A 19,209-nucleotide genomic window follows, 5' to 3' on the forward strand; every position below is an offset into this window, starting at 1 on the left:
TCCCTGTGCACGAATCCGCGCGCATCCAGTATGATATGCTCGCCCGGATCGGTGATGCGGGGATCAACGCTGCGCTAATCGCCCAGCTCGATGCCAAGCTGGCGGACACCGCGCCCAACACCGACCAGCGCCAGATGCGCGCCAATTTGCTGCGGCGGAGCGGGGATATTGACGCGACGCGGGATGCCTATCGCACGCTGGTGCCCGGCGCGATGGAAGCCCATCCGCAGCTCACCATTCCGCCGGGGCTGACCAGCAAGGACGGGCAGAGGATTGCTCCGCTGATCGTGATCGACGATCTGCTGCCCGCCGCCGCGATGGAGGCACTCTATCGCCACGCCTGCGATATTGCCGACCGTTTCCGCCATGCCCGCCTTTCCTCCGGCGAAAACCTGTATGATCCGGACAAGCGCGAAACGCTGCTGACGTGGGAATTCGAAGTGCTGCGCCAGCACTTCCTCGATTACGTGGCGGATAATCTGTACGGCTTTCAGGACGCACTGGAACTGCCGCGCTTCACCGTCGAACGCTCTGAAATCAAGCTGACCAACCATCTGGAAGGCGGCTTCTTCAATACCCACCGCGATAATCACGGCAGCGGGCGCGAGGCGGGGCGGGCCCTCACCTGGCTCTACTATTTCAGCGCCACCCCGCCGCGCTTTGCAGGCGGCGAGCTGTTCATTCTCGATTCCGATCCGGCCAATGCCGGATGTTCGGACAGCTTCTTCACCAAGGTCGAACCCCGAGCCAACCGCTTCGTCGCCTTCCCCAGCTGGTTCTACCACGCGGTCGGCCCCACCCATGTGCCGGGCAACGCCTTTGCCGACGGGCGCTTTGCTGTGAGCGGCCATCTGCACAAGCCCGCCGACACGCTGGACTGGCCGTGGTGAGCGCGCCAGGCCATCTGCCGATGCGCTTGCAGGCGGCGGGCGCGCATCTGCTGGTGCGGATGGTCGAGCCTGAAGCGCTGGACTGGAGCGCGCCCTTCTTCCGCGATGCCGTGCCAGCGGATGCAGCGGCACAGTCGATGCAGCCCTATGCGGCGTGGAAGGCGGCGCAAAACCCGCCCGATCCCGATTACAGCGACGTGGCGATCATCGCCCATGTCGCGCGCTGTGGCTCCACCCTGCTTGCCCGCAATATCGCCGCGAACGACCGCACGGTGGTGCTGAGCGAGCCGCCCTTCTTTGCCGCGCTGCATGGCAGGCTTGGCCAGCTCGCCAGCGAGCGCGAGGCGCTCGACGCCGCGCTCGCCATCCTTGCATCGTGGCGTGGCTGGGCGAAGGCGCGGGGCAAACGTCTGGTGCTCAAATTGTCGAGCCAATTGGGGCCGTTCCTCCCGCTGCTCCATCGGCAGATGCCGGGCGCTCGGTTCGTGCTGCTGCACCGCGACCCGCTGCCTGTGCTCGAATCGCTCGCCCGCAAGCGCACTTCCCGTCTGCGTGCCGAGGCTGAAGGGGAAGGCGCAGGGATTTTGCCGGAGCTGGAGGGGCTGGACGCGGATCGCTATCTGCTCGCCGCCGCGAGCAGCTATTTGCGCGCCATCACCGCGATGGGCGTATTGGCCGACAAGGCGCCGTGTATCGCCTATGCCGATCTGGCCGCGCGCTATCCGGAGATCTGCCGCGCCTTGGGCCTTGATCCCGCCGACGCGCCGCCGTGGAACGGTGCGATCAATGCCAAGGCACGCGGTCAGGCACGCCACACGCCCTACACCCCGGTTCCCACTGCGGAGCTAGACGCCTTCGCGGCTGCCCACCCCGCCTTGCTCGCCCGCTTGCAGGGCGACTATCACCGCTTGTGCGCCAAGCACCCCATGCCAGCCCTTTAGGACGCCCACAGTGAACCAGGCCACGCTCCCCACCATGACCCTGCCCGAAGGCAAGGCCCGCGATTACCGGCTGCCGCTGGTGATCCTGCTGGCCGCAATGCTGGCGATCTATTTCTGGACAAGCAGCCGCTATCCGGGGCTGAGCGAGAAGGCGATGATGGGGGGCGATACGCCCTTGTCGGGCCTGTCCTTTGATATTGCCATCGAAGTGGTGCCGGGGGCGAGCTTCCTTTCGGTGCTCTGGGCGAACACGATCAACTGGATCGTCACCAATATCAAAGGCATGACCTTCGGCGTGCTGTTCGGTTCGATGGCGCTGACGCTGCTGTCGCTGATCCAGCGCCGCTCGTTCAAAAACGGCTTCGCCAATTCGGCGCTGGGCGCGGTGATCGGTGCGCCGCTGGGCGTCTGCGTCAATTGCGCGGTGCCGATTGCCATGGGCCTGCACGCCGGACGGTTGCGGCTGGAGACAACGCTCTCCGCCATGCTGGCTAGCCCGACATTGAATGTGATCGTCGTCACCATGAGCTTCGCCCTGCTGCCGGTGCAGGTTGCGGCGGTAAAGCTGCTCGCCGCGCTCACCATGGTGCTGGTGGGCGTGCCGCTGCTCTGCCGCTTCATCCTTAAGGAGGAGACCGAAGCGACCCGCAATGCCAGCGCCGCAAGCGCAGTCGGGCAGAAGCTGACCGGTCTCTCGGGCTGGCTGATGCGCCACCTCGCCCCGCGCGAATACGAGGCGGGCGAATATGGCGTGGTCGACACGCTGATCTGGTTCGTGCGGCATTATGCGCGCAATTTCTTCTTCATCTTCATCGTCACCGTGCCGATGATGTTCCTCGCCGCGCTGCTCGGCGCGCTATTTGTCGAGGTGTTCAGCCCCAACGCCTTTGTCGGCGTCTTGCCCCAGTCGAGCCTGTTGGCGATTTTCGGCGGGATGCTGATCGTCGCGCTGTTCCTGAGCTTCGCGCCCGCGCCCATCGCGCTCGACGTGATCCTCACCGCCGTGCTGCTGAGCATCGGCATGAGCGATTCTTACGGCGCGGCGGCAGTGGTCGCGCTGGGATCGTTCAGTGTTTATGCCTTCATCGTCATCTGGAAGGCGATTTCGCTGCGCACGGCCGTCTCGCTGTGGCTGATGGTTGTGTGCGCGGCTGTCTGCGCGGGGATTTTGGCGCAATTCCTCGGCGGCCCCGCGCGCGAATACCGGTTGGAAAGTTATCGCCAGCTGATGGCCGCGAGCGAGCCGATCGCCTGGCCCGCAGCACCGGACACCGAAACCGCCGTGTCGCTCGCCGATTTGCGCGAGCGGTTCGATGCGCAGGCCGTGCCGGTGGAAACGCTGGATTTCGCGCAGGAAGGCGAGCGGATCGCCGGTCTTGCGCTACTCCCCGTCACGCCGGTAGCGGCGGCAGAGGACGGCACCGCCTTCACCCGCATTGTCGGCCGCGATCTGGGGATCGGCATTACCGAGCCGCTGCATTCCATGGCGCGTTCCTTCTTCCACCAGTTCGAAGGCGGCGTGGCGGCGGGCGACATCCACGGCGATGGCTGGACGGATGTGGTGCTGCGCAAAAGTTTCCTCGATAGCGGCCTCGCCATCTACGCCAATGTCGACGGCGAATTTGTGCGCCAGCAGGCCGATCTCGGCCCGGTGGACGATGCGCTGGCGCACGTGGTCGCGTTGGTCGATCTGAACGGCGACGCCGCGCCCGACCTGTTCGTTTCCACCCAGAGCGCGGGCAATTACGTCTTCTGGAACACGGATGGAGGGTTCGATGCCGCCGCCATGGTCAAATTGCCGGGCGATGACCGTTCGATCACGCAATCCGCGGCCTTCGCCGATTTCAACCGCGACGGGGTGCTAGACATCGCATTGGGCAATGCGGGGCTGGGCATCTCCTCGCCCGGTTTTGCGGGGCATTATGTGGAGAGCCAGCAGAACATCCTGCTGTTCGGGCGCGGCGAAGGGGCGTTCGAGGCACAGCCCTTCGGCGAATATCCCGGCCAGACGCTGTCGCTGCTCGCCAGCGATTTTGACCGCAACGGCACCATTGATCTCGTCGCTGGAGACGACGTCGCCAATACCGATGAATTCCTGATGTTCGCCGCCGACGGCAGCAGCACCATACCGACGGGCGCGGGCGTGCCCTTCCCGTTCCGGATGTTCACCTCGATGAGCTACGACGAAGGCGACATCAATAACGACCTCATCCCTGACTATTACGGCGGGCAGATAGCCAGCGCCGACCGCGCGGGCACGACGCAGGAACGCATCACCAATCTCACCACCATTTGCGCGCAGGTGGGGGACGATATGCGCTGGGACGCGGCGGAGCGCGAAGCCTGCCTCGCCCGGCTCAACGCCATCACGCAGCTCAAGGGCGGCTATCAGGCCGGCCTGCAATCGGGCTGCGAACGGATGCGTGATCCGGGCCTGCGCAGCCAATGCGCGGCCCGCGCGCTGACGCAATATTACTTCCAGAACCGCACCGACGCGCCCGACACCGCGATGCACGCGCGCTGCCTGCGCGAAATGGCGGGCAATCCGCGGTTCGAGGCGATGTGTGCCTCGCTGCTCCTCGAAATGGAGGAAAAGCCCGGTTGGGACGCGCTGGAGGAACTGCTCGGCCCGACCTACACCAATCGCAACCTGCTGTTTGTCGGCCGCGCCGCTGGCGGCTTTGACGAAACCGCCGCACCGCAGGGCGTGCATATGCCCGGCTGGACGTGGGACGCGCGCTTTACCGATCTCGATCAGGACGGCTGGCAGGACCTGCTCGTCATGAGCGGTTACTGGGCGCGCACGCCGGAGGATGACCGCAACAGCTTCTACCGCAATGTCGAAGGCCGGTTCGAGGATGCAGGCGCCGCCTTCGGGCTCGACGATCCGATCCCGTCATTGAGCGCGGCACGGCTCGATTTCGACCGCGACGGCGATGTCGATCTGATCCGCTCGCTCTCCGGCCCCAATGTCATCGCCCACCGCAATGATCGCCCGGCGGGGCGCGGGCTGTGGGTGTATTTGCGCCAGAGCGGCGGCAATTCGGCAGCGATTGGCGCGCGGGTGACGATCTGCACCGGCGGGGTGGCGCGGGTGAGCGTCGGTTCATGCCAGGTGCGCCCGATCAAGGCGAGCGGCGGCTACCAGTCCTTCGATCCGGTCGCCGCGCATTTCGGCCTTGGCAGCGCGGGCGAAGTGTCGCTGATCGTGGTGACATGGCCCGATGGCAGCGAAAGCCTGATCCGTCCGCGCTCCTTGCGCGGGGGTGAGGTTGTGGTGACACGAGGGCGTTAAATCACGCCCGCTCTACTCCCCCTCCTCCGGCAGCGCGCCGATCACTGTATCGACCGTCGCTGCGACCATCGCGTCGACACCCTCGGCGGTCGGGTGGATGCGGTCGGGCAACAGCAGGTCGGGATTGGCCGCGAGGGGTTCCATAAAGAACGGCACCAAAGTCGCGCCATATTGCTCGGCGAGTGCGGGATAGAGCCCGTCAAACGCGGCCTGGTATTCCGGCCCCAGATTGGGCGGCGCGCGCATTCCCATCAGCACGACGGGAATGTCCCGCTCGGCAAAGGTCTGCAACATGGCCTCCAGATTGGCGCGGGTCTGTTCGGGGGATAGCTGGCGCAGCAGATCATTCCCGCCCAGCTCCAGAATGGCGAGATCGGGCACTTCGCCCAGATTATCAAGCACATAGGCCAGCCGCTGCGCCCCCGCCTGCGTCGTATCGCCCGAAACGCCTGCATCAATGACCCGCGCATTGATGCCGCGCGCGCGCATCACCGCTTCCAGCTTTTCGGGATAGCCTTGGTTCTCCTCCAGCTCATACCCCGCCATCAGACTGTCGCCAAAGCCGAGGATCACCCGCTCCGGCCCCATCACCGGCAGCACGTCTTCGATGGGCGCATCGACTTCGGCCCGAACGTCATTTGGCGCTTGGCTGACAGGCGCTTCGGCACCGCAAGCGGCCAGCGCCAACGCGGGAATGATCGACGAAAAGCGCATGACGCTCTTCCACGGGATTAGGGATGGGTTGTTCATAGCCACTAGCTATGCCATCGGGCGCTGGTGACAAGCCCCCTCAGCACCTCCCCCGTCATTTCCGCACGCGACCTGCGCCTTACCCTGGGCGAAGGCGAAGCGGCTGTTGAAATCCTGCGCGGTATCGATCTCGATGTCGCCCCCGGCGAAACGCTGGCTTTGCTCGGCCCTTCGGGCAGCGGCAAAAGCTCGCTGATGTCGGTGCTGTCCGGATTGGAGCAAGCCACATCGGGCCAGCTTACGGTCGCGGGCAAGGACTTCACCACTTTGAGCGAGGACGAACTCGCCCTCGCCCGCCGTGGCCGGATCGGGATTGTGCTGCAAGCCTTCCACCTGCTGCCGACGATGAACGCGCTGGAAAATGTCGCCACACCGATGGAACTCGCGGGCGATGATGCGGCGTGGGAGAAGGCGGAGGCGGAACTGACTGCGGTGGGCCTCGGCCATCGCCTCACACATTACCCGGCGCAGCTTTCGGGCGGCGAGCAGCAGCGCGTCGCCATCGCCCGCGCCATCGCCGCGCGCCCGCCGCTGATCTTCGCCGACGAGCCGACCGGCAATCTCGACACCGCCACCGGCACCAGCGTGGAAGACGTGCTGTTCGAACGCCGCGCGGAAACCGGTGCGACTTTGGTGGTGATTACCCACGATCCGAAGCTCGCCGAACGGTGCAGCCGCGTGGTGACTTTGGCCGACGGACTGATTGCGAGCGATACAAGTGCGTGATGCGTGCCCTTTCCCCCTCCCGCTGACGGGAGGGGCAGCGAGACTTGGCAGCTTGCTGCCTAGTCGCAGCGGGGTGGGCATCCGCGCGCGCGCATTTGCAAACAAGCCCTCCCCCGGCCCCTCCCGCAAGCGGGAGGGGAGAGGATGACCTGGGCCCGCGCCTGGACGATTGCGCGCCGCGACCTCTCCAGCGGGTTTCGCGGGCTTCGGCTGCTGCTCGTGTGCCTGTTCCTCGGCGTCGGCGCGCTGGCGGCGATTGGTTCGCTGACCTCGGCGATCCAGAGCGAGCTCGACGGGCAAGGCCAGGCACTGCTGGGCGGCGATTTCGAAGTCGAATTGTGGCAGCGCCCACTCACCGAAGACGAAAGCGCGCTGCTGGCCCAATATGGCGAGCTGTCACCGGGTTACCGGATGCAGGCCATGGCCAGCACCGAGGATGCGGCCGTGCCCATAGAGCTGAAGGCGGTCGCCGGGAATTACCCGATGTACGGCACGCTGCTGCTCGAAGGCGAGGGCGCGGCGCAGGCTCCGCAAGGCAACGATGCCTACCTGTCCCCCGGCGCGGCCGAGCGGCTCGATGTGGCATTGGGCGACACGATCACCATCGGCACCGAGCAAGTGACGGTGAGCGGCATTATCGCCGAAGAGCCCGACCGCCTCAGCGAAGGGTTTGCACTCGGCCAAGCGATTCTTGTCGCACGTGACTTGCCCGAGCGGGCGGGCCTCACCGCACCCGGCGCGCTGTACCAAACCAAAACCCGCGTCCGCTTTGACGGCGCGCATGATCCCGATGCGATCGAGGAAGAACTGCGCACGACCTTCCCCGATGTCTCTTTCGATGTCAGCACTGCCGGGCGCGCTTCGCCGGGGGCCGACCGGTTCGTCAGCCGCATGGGTGAATTTCTGACGCTGGTGGGGCTGGCCGCGCTGGTGATCGCGGGGATCGGCATTGGCGGCGGGGTCAATTCCTATCTCGAAGCGCGGCGCAATTCGATTGCGACGCTGAAAATCCTCGGTGCGACCTCGCGCGACATTTCCCGCATCTACGCGCTCGAAGTCGGTGCGGCGGCACTGGCGGGTTCGATGGCCGGATTGCTCGTCGGCGTGCTGGTGACGCCTTTGCTGGCGACCGCGCTCGGCTCGCTGCTGCCTGTCTCGACCACTTTCGTTGTCGATCCGTGGGCGCTCCTCCGCGCACTGCTGTTCGGACTATTGGTGGCGCTCGTTTTTGCCGCACCGCCGCTGGCGCGCGCCAAGTCCTTCCCCGCCATGGCGCTGATGCGCGCGCGAGTGTCCCCGCTCGCCCGCCAATGGAGGGACGCCGCGATCCCGGTGGGCATCGGCCTCACCGGCATCATCGTGCTGGCCGTGGCCTTCTCCCCCACCCCTTTGCTCTCCGCAGGTTTTCTGGCGGGAGCGGCGGCGATCCTCGGCTTTCTTGCGCTGCTCGGCTGGGGCATTCGCAAGGCGGCTGCCAAGGCCCCGCGTCCGTCCAACCCCATCGCCCGCGCCGCCATCGCCAATATGCACCGCCCCGGCGCGGCGACCGGCTCGCTGGTAACGGCTTTGGGCTTCGGGCTTGCCGCCTTCGTGCTGCTCGCCGCTTTGCAGACCAGCCTTGGCAACAATATCCAGCGCAGCGTGCCCGACCTCGCGCCCGATTATTTCGTGCTCGATATTCCCAAGACGGAGCTGGGGAATTTCAACGCAGTGGTCGAAGAAACAGTGCCCGGCGCGCAGATCGACGCGGTGCCGACGATGCGCGGGACGATCATTTCCTTCGGGCCGGAGGATGACCAGCAGATCGTCGCCGATATCGAGGAACTGCCCGATGGTGCATGGGGCCTGCGCGGTGAGCGCGGGTTGACCTATGCTGCCGCCCTGCCCGACGGCAATGTAATTACCGAGGGCGAATGGTGGCCCCCGCTCTATCGCGGCGAAAATCTCGTGTCGGTCGATGTCGATCTAGCCGAGGCGGCGGGGCTGGAGATTGGCGACATGATCACCGTCTCGATCCTCGGCGTGGAGCGCACCGCGCGGATTGCCAGCTTCCGCCGGATTGACTGGGAAAGCCTCGGCTTCAACAATGTCTGGGTGTTTTCGCCCAACACGCTGGAGGACACGCCGCACAATCTGGCCGCGACGATTTCCCTGCCGGAGAATGCCGAAACCGGCGGACTGCTGCGCAATCTGGTGCGCGCTTTCCCAAGCTCAAGCGTGATCGAAGTTGGCCCGCTGCTGACCGAGGCGCGCGCGGTGCTCGATCAGGTATCGCTGGCAATCCTTGCGGCGGCTTCGGTGGCGGTGCTGGCGGGCATTGCTGTGCTGCTGGGCGCGATTGCGGCAGCGCGGGCGGCGCGGATTTACGACACGGTGATCCTGCGCGTGCTGGGCGCGAGCCGTCGCCAGCTCCTCGCGCTGCAATTCGCCGAGTTTGGCTTGCTGGCCGCAATACTGGCGGGCGTGGCCTTGGCGCTGGGATCGGGCGTCGCTTGGCTTATCATCACGCAATTGTTCGAATTCGACTGGCTGCCCGATTGGGGCCAGATTTTTGCCGTGCTCGGCGGCGGACTGGTGCTGGTGCTGGGCTTTGCGCTGGGCGCATCGCTGCCGCTGCTTCGGGCGCGTCCGGCGCAGACGCTGCGGTCTCTGTAGAGCGGATACGAATAGCCCGCCGGTGAGCATCCTCACCGGCGGGCTTTCGCTTTTCCAACGGATGTTTACTCGAACGTGGCGCTAACGCTTGCTGTGGGCGAGAGGCCCGCGTGCAGAGCGGATACGAAGCTCGACATGATCATGGCGCTCACCGCCGAGATCAGACCGAAAACCAGGACAGCAAAGATCACGCCGCCAGACAGCGCGGCGATGCTGTCAGTACCACCCGCACCGGCCATTGTCGCTGCCAGACCGCCGCCAAGAACCGCGCCAACAATCATTGCCAGCACAATCAAAAGCACGGCAAAAACCAGCACCGCGAGGAAAATCCGCAAGGCATTGCCGCTGGTTAGCGCCCACGAGCGGGTGATCGCGTTGATCGGATTGCGTTCGCCTTCCACCGCGATGATCGGCATCGTCAGGATCAGGCGGCAGACGAGCCACAGGACCACCAGCATGGCCGCGATTGCGCCCAGCGTTGAGCCGAAGTCACCGGCCACCGACATGATGGCGACGAGGATCCCCAGCGCGACAGCGATGATGATATAGCCGACAATGAACAGCAGCACGAGGCCGAGCACGGTCAAAATGCTTCTGATGCCGGCCTTGAAGGACGAAGCGATATCGGGTGACAGCAAAGGCGAAGCGTGATGCGCCAGCGATATTTGTGACGCGAAGGCGAGCACAATAAGCGCGAAATAGCTCACAATCAGAAGGAGGATGGCACCGACGCCCAGAGCCAGAGGGTCTGGCTGCGCACCCATCCCGTCTAGCCCGGCCATAAAGACTGTCGAGCCGATGGCGCCAAACAGCACGAACATCAGCACGATCTGGATGACGAAATAGATCGCCCAAACGCCCAGCAATCCGGCAAAACGTTGTTTTACCATGCCAAAAGCGTTCGATATGACTTGCCCGATATTGAGTTCCATGATTGAGCCCCTTCCCCTGAGAACACTGCTGCGCAGAGCATCACAGTTTTACACCCGACGCAAGGGCGATTTCAGGCTTGGGCGCTCAAGGCGCGCGCCAGGGGAGACACGAAAAAGGGGGCCTGAAAGCCCCCTTCCCCAATTCCGTTGCGGAAGCCGCGCTTACCAGTTGAAGCGCAGCGTTGCGCCGTAGGTGCGCGGATCGTTCGGGTAACCCGAAACGCTGAGCGGCTGGGCCGGGCTGTCGAACACCGTGCCGAGGTCGCGGTGGTCGAGCAGGTTGCGGCCCCACAGTTGCAGTGCAACGCCGCTATTGTGCTCATAGGTAAGCGAGGCGGTCAGATTGCTCTGGCGCGCGGTGAACGGCAGGCCGGCATCGATGGCAGGCTGGCCGTTGGCAATGGTGCCATCGGGTGCGCGCACGGCAAAGGCAGGAAGGCCTTCGACCAGCTGATACTCGGTCGACCAGAGGTAGTTGACGCGGGGGATCAGGCGGCCATTGGGCAGCTCGCCTTCATACTGCGCGCCAACGATGACGGTATATTCCGCGATGCCCGAAGGACGGGTGCCCGAAATATCGCCCTGTGCCGACTGGATGAAGCTGTCAAAGGTCGGATCAAGATAGGTGACCGCAGCGTTGAGCGTCAGGCCGTCCGCCGGGAACCACTGCGTTTCCAGTTCGACACCGAAGGTCGACTGGCTGCCCGCATTGGCCAGCACGAAGCCCGAGCCGGTGAAGATGTTGGTCTGGAACCCTTCGATTTCCTGATCGAACACGGTCAGGTTGATCGAGGCGAAGTCGTAATTCGCCTTGATGCCCGCTTCCATCACGGTCGATTCTTCGGGGCCGGCAAAGCGCGAACCATAGGTCTGGTTCGGCTGGGCAAGGCCCGCATTGATGATCGCGGTGCGATCCGCCAGCGACGGACGCGCGTCACGCGACAGGTTGATCGAGCTGGCCTTGAAACCGGTGGCGTAGCTCAGGTAAATGTTCACATCGGGCGTCACGTCATAGGCGAGACGCGCGGTGTAGCTGAAATTGCTGTCATTGGTCGTGCCGTCCTCCACCGAGTTGGGAACGTTGAGGAAGGGCGGCAGGAACTGCAAGGCACGCAGCGGGTTCAGCGGGTTTGCCAGCGGGTTGTTGACATTGGCGGCCGCAAACTGCCCTGCCTGCACCTGGATCTGCTGGAAGGCGGCGAAGTTGGCCGCGCTCGAGCCGGCGAAGGCAGCGACTTCGGCAGCCGTCGCGCCGCGACCCAGGCCAAGCACGGTGCCCACGGCCTGCGACACGAAGCCCTGGCCCAGCACCTGCCCACGGAACGGAGCGAGCTGCGGCGCATTGAAGTTGATCGACGAGAACACGTCGGTCGACACCGCGTTCTGGGTGAATTCCTTGCTGTCATCGGTGTAGTTGCCGCCCAGCGTCAGCACCAGACCATCGACGATTTCAAAGTCGACCTGGCCGAACAGCGAGTAGGCTTCCGAATCCAGCGTGTAGTTTTCGGTGAAACCCTGGCCTTGGTTGAAGAAGGTGCCGACAAAGTTCTGGCCGAAGGATGCGCTGAATACCTGCTCCAGCGGAACCGCGGTCGGGAACAGCGGCGACGGGGTCAGCACGAAAGCACCGCTCGACAGATTGCCGACGAGCAGGTTCGCATAGTTGCGGAAGTCCGCACCATACAGCAGCTGCTGATCGGAGGTGACGTCTTCATTGATGTAGAACGCACCCAGCAGCACATCGACACGGTCGGCAATCGAACCGGTGATGCGGAATTCCTGCGTGAAAGTGTCGATTTCCAGATCCTGCGAGTTCGGGAAGATCAGATCGGCGCTGGAGAAGTCCGAATCCTGGAAGGTCAGCGATTCGGTGGTGCGGCTGGCGGTGATCGAAGTCAGCGTCCAGTCACCGACTTCATAATCGATCTGCGCCGAAACGCCGTGATTGACGATATCGTTGGTGGAATCGAAATTGTTGAAGACGATGTCAGCGAACGGATCGTTCGGATCGGTCACCTGGCCGCCGACACCCAGAATGGCAGCGGTTGACGGGCCGCTCTGCGCGTTGACTGCGGCGCAGCAGATTTCGTCGATGCTGTCATAATCGGCAATCAGGCGCACGCGCAGATTGGTGCCGTTATCGACCAGCAACTGGCCCCGCGCGAACCAGCGGTCGCGGTTGTTGGAGAAGCTGCCAGTGTTCCGGTCTTCGAAGAAGCCCTGACGGCTATTGATGCCGCCAGCGATGCTGACTGCAACCATGTCCGACAGCGGGCCGGTGGCGTAGGCGCGCGCAACAACCTGATCGTAATTGCCATAGGTGAATTCGGCATTGCCGCCGAAATCGAACTGCGGTTCCTCGGTGACGACCGAGATAACACCCGCCGATGCGTTCTTGCCGAACAGCGTCGACTGCGGGCCGCGCAGCACTTCGACGCGCTGCACAGCGGGAAGATCGCTGATCGAGGAGGCGGTGCGGCTGCGGAACACGCCGTCGATGAACACACCGACCGAGGGTTCGATGCCGACATTGTTCGCGCCATTGCCGAAACCGCGGATGAAGAAGCCGGTATTGGCCGAGGACTGGCGCTGGCCGACCGAGAGCGAGGGGACAACAGTCTGCAGATCGCGGATGTCGCGGATCACGTCACGCTCAAGCGTTTCGGCACTTGTCACCGAAACGGCGACGGGGATTTCCTGCAGCGTCTGTTCGCGCTTGGTCGCCGTCACAACGATGGTGTTGCCGGTGGGTGCGGCCTCTTCTTCGCCGGGATCGGTATCCTGCGCGTAAGCGGCGCCCGGAACAATCAGTGCAGCAGCGGCAACGCCGCAAAGGAAATTGCGCGAAAAACCGGCCTCACCGGCACGAAACTTGGTCATTGATTTCTCCATCTCTCCCGCGGGACATGGAAACCGTTGCCGTGTCGCAACGTTTCTCCCATCCCCCTCAGCGACCTAAGGGTCAGGCCATCTCTATTACGCAGCCTGTAACCGGCGCACAATTGACAGATTCGCAGGCCTTTCACAATGTTCAACGTACTGTAACATTAGCGCAACAGAGAAAGGTCTGACGTATAGGGAAGGTTCTTGCGGCGAAATCGTGGTACACCGCGCATCTTGCGGCTTGCGGCGTTAGCGTCTAGGGGCGCTCCCGTTCGCAGGTGCAACATATCGCGCCTCGCTGTTTTGACGCCTGCCAAGGCCCCTGTTCAGGAATTTGCACAATGTCCGCGCCCCTTCGTAACGTGGCGATCATCGCCCACGTTGACCACGGCAAAACCACGCTGGTCGATCAGCTCTTCCGCCAGTCCGGCACGTTCCGTGATAACCAGCGTGTGGAAGAGCGTGCGATGGACTCCAACGAACTGGAGCAGGAACGCGGGATCACTATTCTCGCCAAGCCCACCAGCGTTGAATGGGCCCCTCCGGGCGGCACACATACCTACCGTATCAATATCGTCGATACGCCGGGCCACGCCGATTTCGGCGCCGAGGTTGAGCGTATCCTGAGCATGGTTGACGGCGTCATCCTGCTGGTGGACGCTGCCGAAGGGCCGATGCCGCAGACCAAATTCGTCACCGGCAAGGCGCTGGGCCTCGGCCTCAAGCCGATTGTCGTCGTCAACAAGATCGATCGCCACGATGCCCGCGCCACCGAAGTGCTGGACGAAGTGTTCGATCTGTTCGTCAATCTCGATGCGAATGACGAACAGCTCGATTTCCCCGTGCTCTACGCCTCGGGCCGCAGCGGCTATGCCAGCGACAATCCCGAAGCACGCGACGGCGATCTGCTGCCGCTGTTCAACATGATCGTCAGCCACGTGCCCGCGCCCGATCTGGACGAGGAAGGCGATTTCGCCATGCTCGCCACCCTGCTGGACCGTGACGCCTTCCTTGGCCGTATCCTGACCGGCCGGATCGAAAGCGGGCGGCTGGAAGTCGGGATGCCGATCAAGGCGCTGGACGTGTTCGGCAAGCAGGTCGAAGTCGGCCGCGCGACCAAGGTTTTCGCCTATAACGGGCTCGATCGTGAGCCAGTGCTGCACGCCAAGGCGGGCGATATCGTCGCCATCGCCGGTCTCACCGATGCAACCGTGTCCAACACGCTGTGCCACCCGAATGTCACCGCGCCGATCCACGCGCAGCCGATTGATCCGCCCACGCTCAGCATGACCTTCTCGGTCAATGACAGCCCCTATGCCGGCCGCGAAGGCGACAAGGTGCAGAGCCGCGTGATCCGCGACCGGCTGGAGCGCGAGGCCGAGGGCAATGTTGCCATCCGCATCACCGAAAGCGCCGGCAAGGACGCCTTCGAAGTCGCAGGCCGCGGCGAATTGCAGCTGGGCGTGCTCATCGAAACCATGCGCCGCGAAGGGTTCGAGCTGTCGATCAGCCGTCCGCGCGTGCTCTACCGCGAAGAAAATGGCGAGCGGCTGGAGCCGTATGAAACCGTCGTCGTCGATGTCGATGACGAATTCAGCGGCACCGTTGTCGAGAAGATGGCGCAGCGCAAGGCCGAGATGACCGAAATGCGCCCCAGCGGCGGCGGCAAGACGCGCCTGACCTTCATCGCCCCCTCGCGCGGCCTGATCGGCTATCACGGCGAATTCCTCTCCGACACGCGCGGCACCGGCATCATGAACCGTCTGTTCGACAGCTACGGCCCGCACAAGGGCAAGATCGCCGGACGCCAGAACGGCGTGCTCATCTCGATGGAACAGGGCGAAGCGCAGGCCTATGCGCTGAACACCATCGAGGAGCGCGGCGTGCTGTTCGTCAGCCCCGGCGAGAAGCTGTATCAGGGCATGATTATCGGCGAGAACGCGAAGCCCGAGGATCTTGAGGTGAACCCGCTCAAGAGCAAGCAGCTCACCAACTTCCGCGCCAGCGGCAAGGACGAAGGCATCCGCCTCACCCCGCCGCGCAAGATGACGCTGGAACAGGCGATTGCCTATATCGGCGATGACGAGATCGTGGAGGTAACCCCGCAATCGATCCGCCTGCGCAAACTCCACCTCGACCCGCACGAGCGCAAACGGGCAAAGCGCGCCGCGGGGGATTGAGTTTCAGGGAAGCGCTAATCCCACCAGAAGAACCACCAGTCGTCTGCCATTAGGCCAGCAGCCAGTGCGCTGAGGTTTTGCACACCCTGATCCACGATGTCGGCGCAGTAGGCGTATTGCTCGCGTGCAAGGCCCAGCGCCTCATCCCGGGTCTGCGGGCGTGTCGCAGCGCGGACATTTACCATATCGCTGCTTATGCCAACCAACTCGGCGCCATAGCGCTCGTGCCAGGAACGCAGCATGGCGACATGATGCTCCGGGGGCGGGCATTCGTTCCATCCTCCATACCGAAGATAAGCAGGCGCTTCCCAGCCCTGCGAAGTCGGCAAGAGGGCGATGTGGACGCGCTCGTGAGGCTGGCCTGACAGCAAGTCCAGATGGACGGTCAATCCGGGCGATTGCGGCGCGGAGGCAGGCCAATCCCCCAACTCGGGGACCCATTCTTCCGCGAATTCTTCGCCAAGCAATGCTGCATAAAGTTCAGACTGCTGGCGGCGATAGTCATGAATGGACGATGGGCCGGACAGTACGCTGGCAGCTTCGAGCGTCACTGCGGGATCAAAAGGGCCATCCAAGGCCAGACCCTCCGCAAGCCTCGCGAGGGCGTCATCGTCACCCACAATGACGGGATAGCCATCATCGCCAGCGCGAAGCACTTCCCATTGTGCAAGTGCCGCCTCGCCCCGAACGGTCACAAGCGGATAAGGAAAATCGACCATTATGGAGTTCCCGGATTTGACCACTGAAAATGCTGGCGGTGCGACTCGAACGGCCACAGGAGGCAGAAGCGCCGCTCCGGAATATCCGGCCAGCGTTGCAAGGGCATCTCGTCGCGTAATCATCCTCGCATTATTCACCACAGCTCTGCGAAAACGCAAGTCTTCCAAGCCATATCAAAAGGCCCGGCCGTCTTGCGGCGGCCGGGCCTTGCCTTCGGGGCGACCCGAAGGCTCCGTGTTCCTGAGCGACTGTGGGGGGAAGCGAAGCTCAGGAACGGGGGTTCAACTTGTGCGCCCTCAAAAGCGTGTGGTGAACTCCACCAGCCCCTGTGGCAGCAGGTCGAGCGCCTTGGCCTCGATCATCCGGTCAAATCCTGTCACCACCAGCAGTCCCGCCAGCAGCACCGCGCCGCCGAGCAGCGGCTTGGCGTAGCGGGCAATGCTCTGCATCGCCTTGCTGCGCTGGCCTAGCGCCTTCCTTGAGCCATAGGCGAAGACGAGGATCGAGGTCGCCACGCCCAGCCCGAAGACGAGGAAGATGCCGAAGGCCGACAGCAGGTTCTCGCCCTGCGCTGCCGCGGCAATCGCGATGCCCAGCGTCGGCCCGACGCACGGTGCCCAGACAAGGCCGAGCAGCCCGCCGACCACGAACTGGCCGATAGCGCCCTCCCCGCTCGTGCGGCCCAGCATCCGCTGGCCGGCACCCGTCAACGGAGCCGCCGCTGCGCTCAGGGCCATTTGTGCGCGCGGCACCAGCAGCACCGCGCCCGCCACCATCAGCAATCCGCCCGCGGTGTAGCGCAGCAGCTGCTCGTCCAGCCCGACCTGGAAGCCGAAGGCGATCACCAGCAGGCCGAAGGTGGAGAAGCTCAGCACCAGCCCGCCCGCCAGCGCCGCCGGGCCCCAGCGGCTCTTGCCCATGGCGGTGGCGATGATGATCGGCACCAGCGGCAAAACGCAGGGGTTGAGGATCGTCACCAGACCGGCGACGAAAGCGAGGGCGAGGCTGCCGAGCATGGGTTGGGGCTCCCGTCAGCGCCGACTAGATCGCGCCCAGCACAAAGCTGCGCAGCCGGTCACGGTTGGTTTCCGCTACCGAGCGCCCGGTTTCGTTGCGCCCCTGGAACACCAGAATGGTCGACTGGCGCGGGATGTTGTGCGCGCGGCGGAAGGCGGCATTGCTGTCGAAATCGACACGGATGAACAGCGCATTGGCGAGGTCAGGATGGCTGCGCAGTTCGCGCAGGATCGGCTCCTGCGCGCGGCAGGTGGGGCACCATGGCGCGTGGACATCGACGACAATCGTGCGCCCTTCGCGCTGCGCCGCTTCAAACGTGCTCTGCGAATACTCGACCAGCCGCGCCTGCGCGCTCGCCGCCATAGGCAGCGCGACAAACAACGCCGCAATGGCGAGGAAAAGGGCTTTGAACTTGGACATTTCCGGCTCTCCTGCATGGGTAAGACACAGGAGGGTTCGCCGGGAGTTGGCGGGGGGTTACATCGCCAACACGCGATTTGATCCCGATCAATGCGCGCGGCGCTCAACAGACGCACCAAGGTTGCACAACGCGGTGGGTCCAGCCGCCGGACAAGAGAGGTGGCCTTATGAAAATCCTGTTTGTGCACCCCAATTACCGCTCCGGCGGGGCGGAGATCGCCGGAACCTGGCCGCCCGCCTGGGTCGCCTATCTCAGCGGGCCGCTGCGCAAGGCGGGGTTTGACGACATTACCTTCATCGACGCGATGACGGAAAATGTCTCCGAAGAAGAACTGCAGCGCCGCATCAATGAATTGCAGCCCGATGTGGTGGGCACCACGGCGATCACACCCAGCATCTATGCCGCCGAGCGGGTGCTGGAAATCGCCGCCATGGTCGCGCCCGATGTGGTGCGCGTGCTGGGCGGTGTCCACGCGACTTTCATGTACCAGCAAGTGCTGACCGAAGCGCCGCATATCGATGTCATCGTACGCGGCGAAGGCGAGGAGATTGCGGTCAATCTGTTCACCGCGATCAAGGAAGGCCGCTGGCCGCAAGACCGCGAGCGGATCAAGGGCCTCGCCTTCCGCGATGGCGACCAGATCGTCGCCACGGCTGCGGCGGACACGATCAAGGATATGGCCTCCATCACGCCCGATTGGGACATTCTGGAGTGGAGCCGCTACATCTACCTGCCGCTCAATACGCGGGTCGCTATTCCCAACCTGGCGCGCGGTTGCCCGTTCACCTGCTCCTTCTGCTCGCAATGGAAATTCTGGCGCGATTACCGCGTGCGCGATCCGAAGGATGTGGTCGATGAAATCGAGGAGCTGCACCACAAGCACGGCGTCGGCTTCTTCATCCTCGCGGACGAGGAACCGAGCATCAACCGCAAGAAATTCATCGAGTTTTGCCAGGAGCTGATCGATCGCGGCCTGCCCGACAAGGTGAAATGGGGGATCAACACCCGTGTCACCGATATCTACCGCGACCGCGAGCTGCTGCCTTTCTACCGCAAGGCGGGGCTTGTCCATGTCAGCCTTGGCACCGAAGCTGCGGCGCAGATGAAACTTGACCGTTTCAACAAAGAAACCAAGGTCGAGGAGAACAAGGAAGCGATCCGGTTGCTGCGCGAAGCGGACATTTTCGTGGAGGCGCAATTCATCGTCGGGCTCGACAATGAAACGCCCGAGACGCTGGAAGAAACCTACCAGATGGCATGGGACTGGCAGCCGGACCTCGCCAATTGGGCGATGTATACGCCGTGGCCCTTCACTCCGCTGTTCGAGGAGATCAAGGATCAGGTCGAAATCCACGATTTCAGCAAATACAATTTCGTCACCCCGATCATGAAACCCGCCGCAATGGAGCGCGGGGAACTGCTCGACGGGGTGATGAAGAATTACCGCCGTTTCTACATGAAGAAGGCGCTGTTCCATTATCCGTGGCGCGGCACGGGCTTCCGGCGGCGCTATCTTCTCGGCTGCCTCTACGCCTTCCTGCGCGCAGGCTTCAAGCGCTCCTTCTACGATCTAGGCAAAGCAGGCTATTGGGGGCCGCAAACGAAGAAGCAGCTGGATTGGCACTTCGATGAAAGCCGCGCGGTTGCCGCCGATGCGGCCACCGATTGGCAGAGCAATGCCGACAAGGCCGCGCAAGCCAAGGCCCGCCGCGAAGCCGTGCACAAGCAGATGAAAGACCGCGCGGAGACGCGCAAGCGCGACCGGCTCGATGTGGGCGCCGCTATGGCGGAAGACTGAC

Annotated in this window: 13 protein-coding genes; 7 read left to right on the top strand and 6 right to left on the bottom strand. The window is 63.8% G+C overall.

Going from position 1 to position 19,209, the window contains the following annotated elements:
* Positions 1-5 precede the first annotated feature (5 nt).
* Genes GC121_RS00560 through GC121_RS00570 form a run of 3 tightly spaced genes read left to right on the top strand, consistent with a single transcriptional unit; the run spans position 6 to position 5,126 of the window.
* Positions 6-890 (top strand): 2OG-Fe(II) oxygenase, encoded by an 885-nt coding sequence (locus tag GC121_RS00560; protein WP_151972106.1) that lies wholly within the window; start codon positions 6-8, stop codon positions 888-890.
* Positions 887-1,831, top strand: a complete 945-nt coding sequence (locus tag GC121_RS00565) for a hypothetical protein (protein ID WP_151972108.1) — start codon at positions 887-889, stop codon at positions 1,829-1,831. Before GC121_RS00560 ends, GC121_RS00565 begins: the two co-directional genes overlap by 4 nt.
* Before the next feature lie 10 nt (positions 1,832-1,841).
* Positions 1,842-5,126 (top strand): FG-GAP-like repeat-containing protein, encoded by a 3,285-nt coding sequence (locus GC121_RS00570; RefSeq protein ID WP_151972110.1) that lies wholly within the window; start codon positions 1,842-1,844, stop codon positions 5,124-5,126.
* A gap of 12 nt (positions 5,127-5,138) precedes the next feature.
* Here GC121_RS00570 and GC121_RS00575 read toward each other — a convergent pair whose 3' ends face one another.
* On the bottom strand, positions 5,139-5,876 hold the full coding sequence (locus tag GC121_RS00575; protein WP_234421042.1) for an arylesterase: 738 nt from the start codon (positions 5,874-5,876) through the stop codon (positions 5,139-5,141).
* A gap of 27 nt (positions 5,877-5,903) precedes the next feature.
* On the opposite strand from GC121_RS00575, the gene GC121_RS00580 reads away from it, so the two are divergent.
* Both GC121_RS00580 and GC121_RS00585 read left to right on the top strand, forming a co-directional pair.
* Positions 5,904-6,602, top strand: coding sequence for an ABC transporter ATP-binding protein (locus GC121_RS00580; RefSeq protein ID WP_370513723.1), 699 nt, complete (start codon positions 5,904-5,906; stop codon positions 6,600-6,602).
* A gap of 144 nt (positions 6,603-6,746) precedes the next feature.
* On the top strand, positions 6,747-9,257 hold the full coding sequence (locus tag GC121_RS00585; protein WP_151972114.1) for an ABC transporter permease: 2,511 nt from the start codon (positions 6,747-6,749) through the stop codon (positions 9,255-9,257).
* A gap of 65 nt (positions 9,258-9,322) precedes the next feature.
* On the opposite strand, the gene GC121_RS00590 is transcribed toward GC121_RS00585, so the two are convergent.
* Positions 9,323-10,189, bottom strand: a complete 867-nt coding sequence (locus GC121_RS00590; protein ID WP_151972116.1) for a glycerophosphoryl diester phosphodiesterase membrane domain-containing protein — start codon at positions 10,187-10,189, stop codon at positions 9,323-9,325.
* A 162-nt stretch (positions 10,190-10,351) separates the two neighbouring features.
* Entirely contained in the window at positions 10,352-13,069 is a 2,718-nt protein-coding gene (locus tag GC121_RS00595; RefSeq protein WP_151972118.1) for a TonB-dependent receptor, read from the bottom strand.
* 344 nt (positions 13,070-13,413) lie between these two features.
* Here GC121_RS00595 and typA point away from each other — a divergent pair, with 344 nt between their 5' ends.
* Positions 13,414-15,252 carry a translational GTPase TypA gene (gene typA, locus GC121_RS00600; protein WP_151972120.1) on the top strand — a complete coding sequence of 613 codons (1,839 nt, stop codon included), beginning with the start codon at positions 13,414-13,416 and terminating at the stop codon, positions 15,250-15,252.
* 14 nt (positions 15,253-15,266) lie between these two features.
* Here typA and GC121_RS00605 read toward each other — a convergent pair whose 3' ends face one another.
* From GC121_RS00605 to GC121_RS00615, 3 genes are all read right to left on the bottom strand, one after another.
* On the bottom strand, positions 15,267-15,971 hold the full coding sequence (locus GC121_RS00605) for a DUF4253 domain-containing protein (RefSeq protein WP_199857687.1): 705 nt from the start codon (positions 15,969-15,971) through the stop codon (positions 15,267-15,269).
* 297 nt (positions 15,972-16,268) lie between these two features.
* Positions 16,269-16,988, bottom strand: a complete 720-nt coding sequence (locus tag GC121_RS00610; RefSeq protein ID WP_151972124.1) for a cytochrome c biogenesis CcdA family protein — start codon at positions 16,986-16,988, stop codon at positions 16,269-16,271.
* 25 nt (positions 16,989-17,013) lie between these two features.
* Positions 17,014-17,409: a thioredoxin family protein gene (locus tag GC121_RS00615; RefSeq protein ID WP_151972126.1), complete on the bottom strand. Its 396-nt coding sequence runs from the start codon at positions 17,407-17,409 to the stop codon at positions 17,014-17,016.
* 167 nt (positions 17,410-17,576) lie between these two features.
* Between GC121_RS00615 and bchE the strand changes: the two genes are divergently transcribed.
* Positions 17,577-19,208 carry a magnesium-protoporphyrin IX monomethyl ester anaerobic oxidative cyclase gene (bchE, locus tag GC121_RS00620; RefSeq protein ID WP_151972128.1) on the top strand — a complete coding sequence of 544 codons (1,632 nt, stop codon included), beginning with the start codon at positions 17,577-17,579 and terminating at the stop codon, positions 19,206-19,208.
* The last annotated feature ends 1 nt before the right edge of the window (position 19,209 follow it).

This window comes from Erythrobacter sp. EC-HK427 (assembly GCF_902498745.1).
Classification (GTDB): Bacteria; Pseudomonadota; Alphaproteobacteria; order Sphingomonadales; family Sphingomonadaceae; genus Alteraurantiacibacter.

Bases quoted from the DNA above. Each gene is read 5' to 3' on its own strand.
- GC121_RS00575 (WP_234421042.1), bottom strand. From the start codon at position 5,876: ATGAACAACCCATCCCTAATCCCGTGGAAGAGCGTCATGCGCTTTTCG.
- GC121_RS00595 (WP_151972118.1), bottom strand. From the start codon at position 13,069: ATGACCAAGTTTCGTGCCGGTGAGGCCGGTTTTTCGCGCAATTTCCTT.
- typA (WP_151972120.1), top strand. From the start codon at position 13,414: ATGTCCGCGCCCCTTCGTAACGTGGCGATCATCGCCCACGTTGACCAC.
- GC121_RS00605 (WP_199857687.1), bottom strand. From the start codon at position 15,971: ATGGTCGATTTTCCTTATCCGCTTGTGACCGTTCGGGGCGAGGCGGCA.
- GC121_RS00615 (WP_151972126.1), bottom strand. From the start codon at position 17,409: ATGTCCAAGTTCAAAGCCCTTTTCCTCGCCATTGCGGCGTTGTTTGTC.
- GC121_RS00590 (WP_151972116.1), bottom strand. From the start codon at position 10,189: ATGGAACTCAATATCGGGCAAGTCATATCGAACGCTTTTGGCATGGTA.
- bchE (WP_151972128.1), top strand. From the start codon at position 17,577: ATGAAAATCCTGTTTGTGCACCCCAATTACCGCTCCGGCGGGGCGGAG.
- GC121_RS00585 (WP_151972114.1), top strand. From the start codon at position 6,747: ATGACCTGGGCCCGCGCCTGGACGATTGCGCGCCGCGACCTCTCCAGC.
- GC121_RS00610 (WP_151972124.1), bottom strand. From the start codon at position 16,988: ATGCTCGGCAGCCTCGCCCTCGCTTTCGTCGCCGGTCTGGTGACGATC.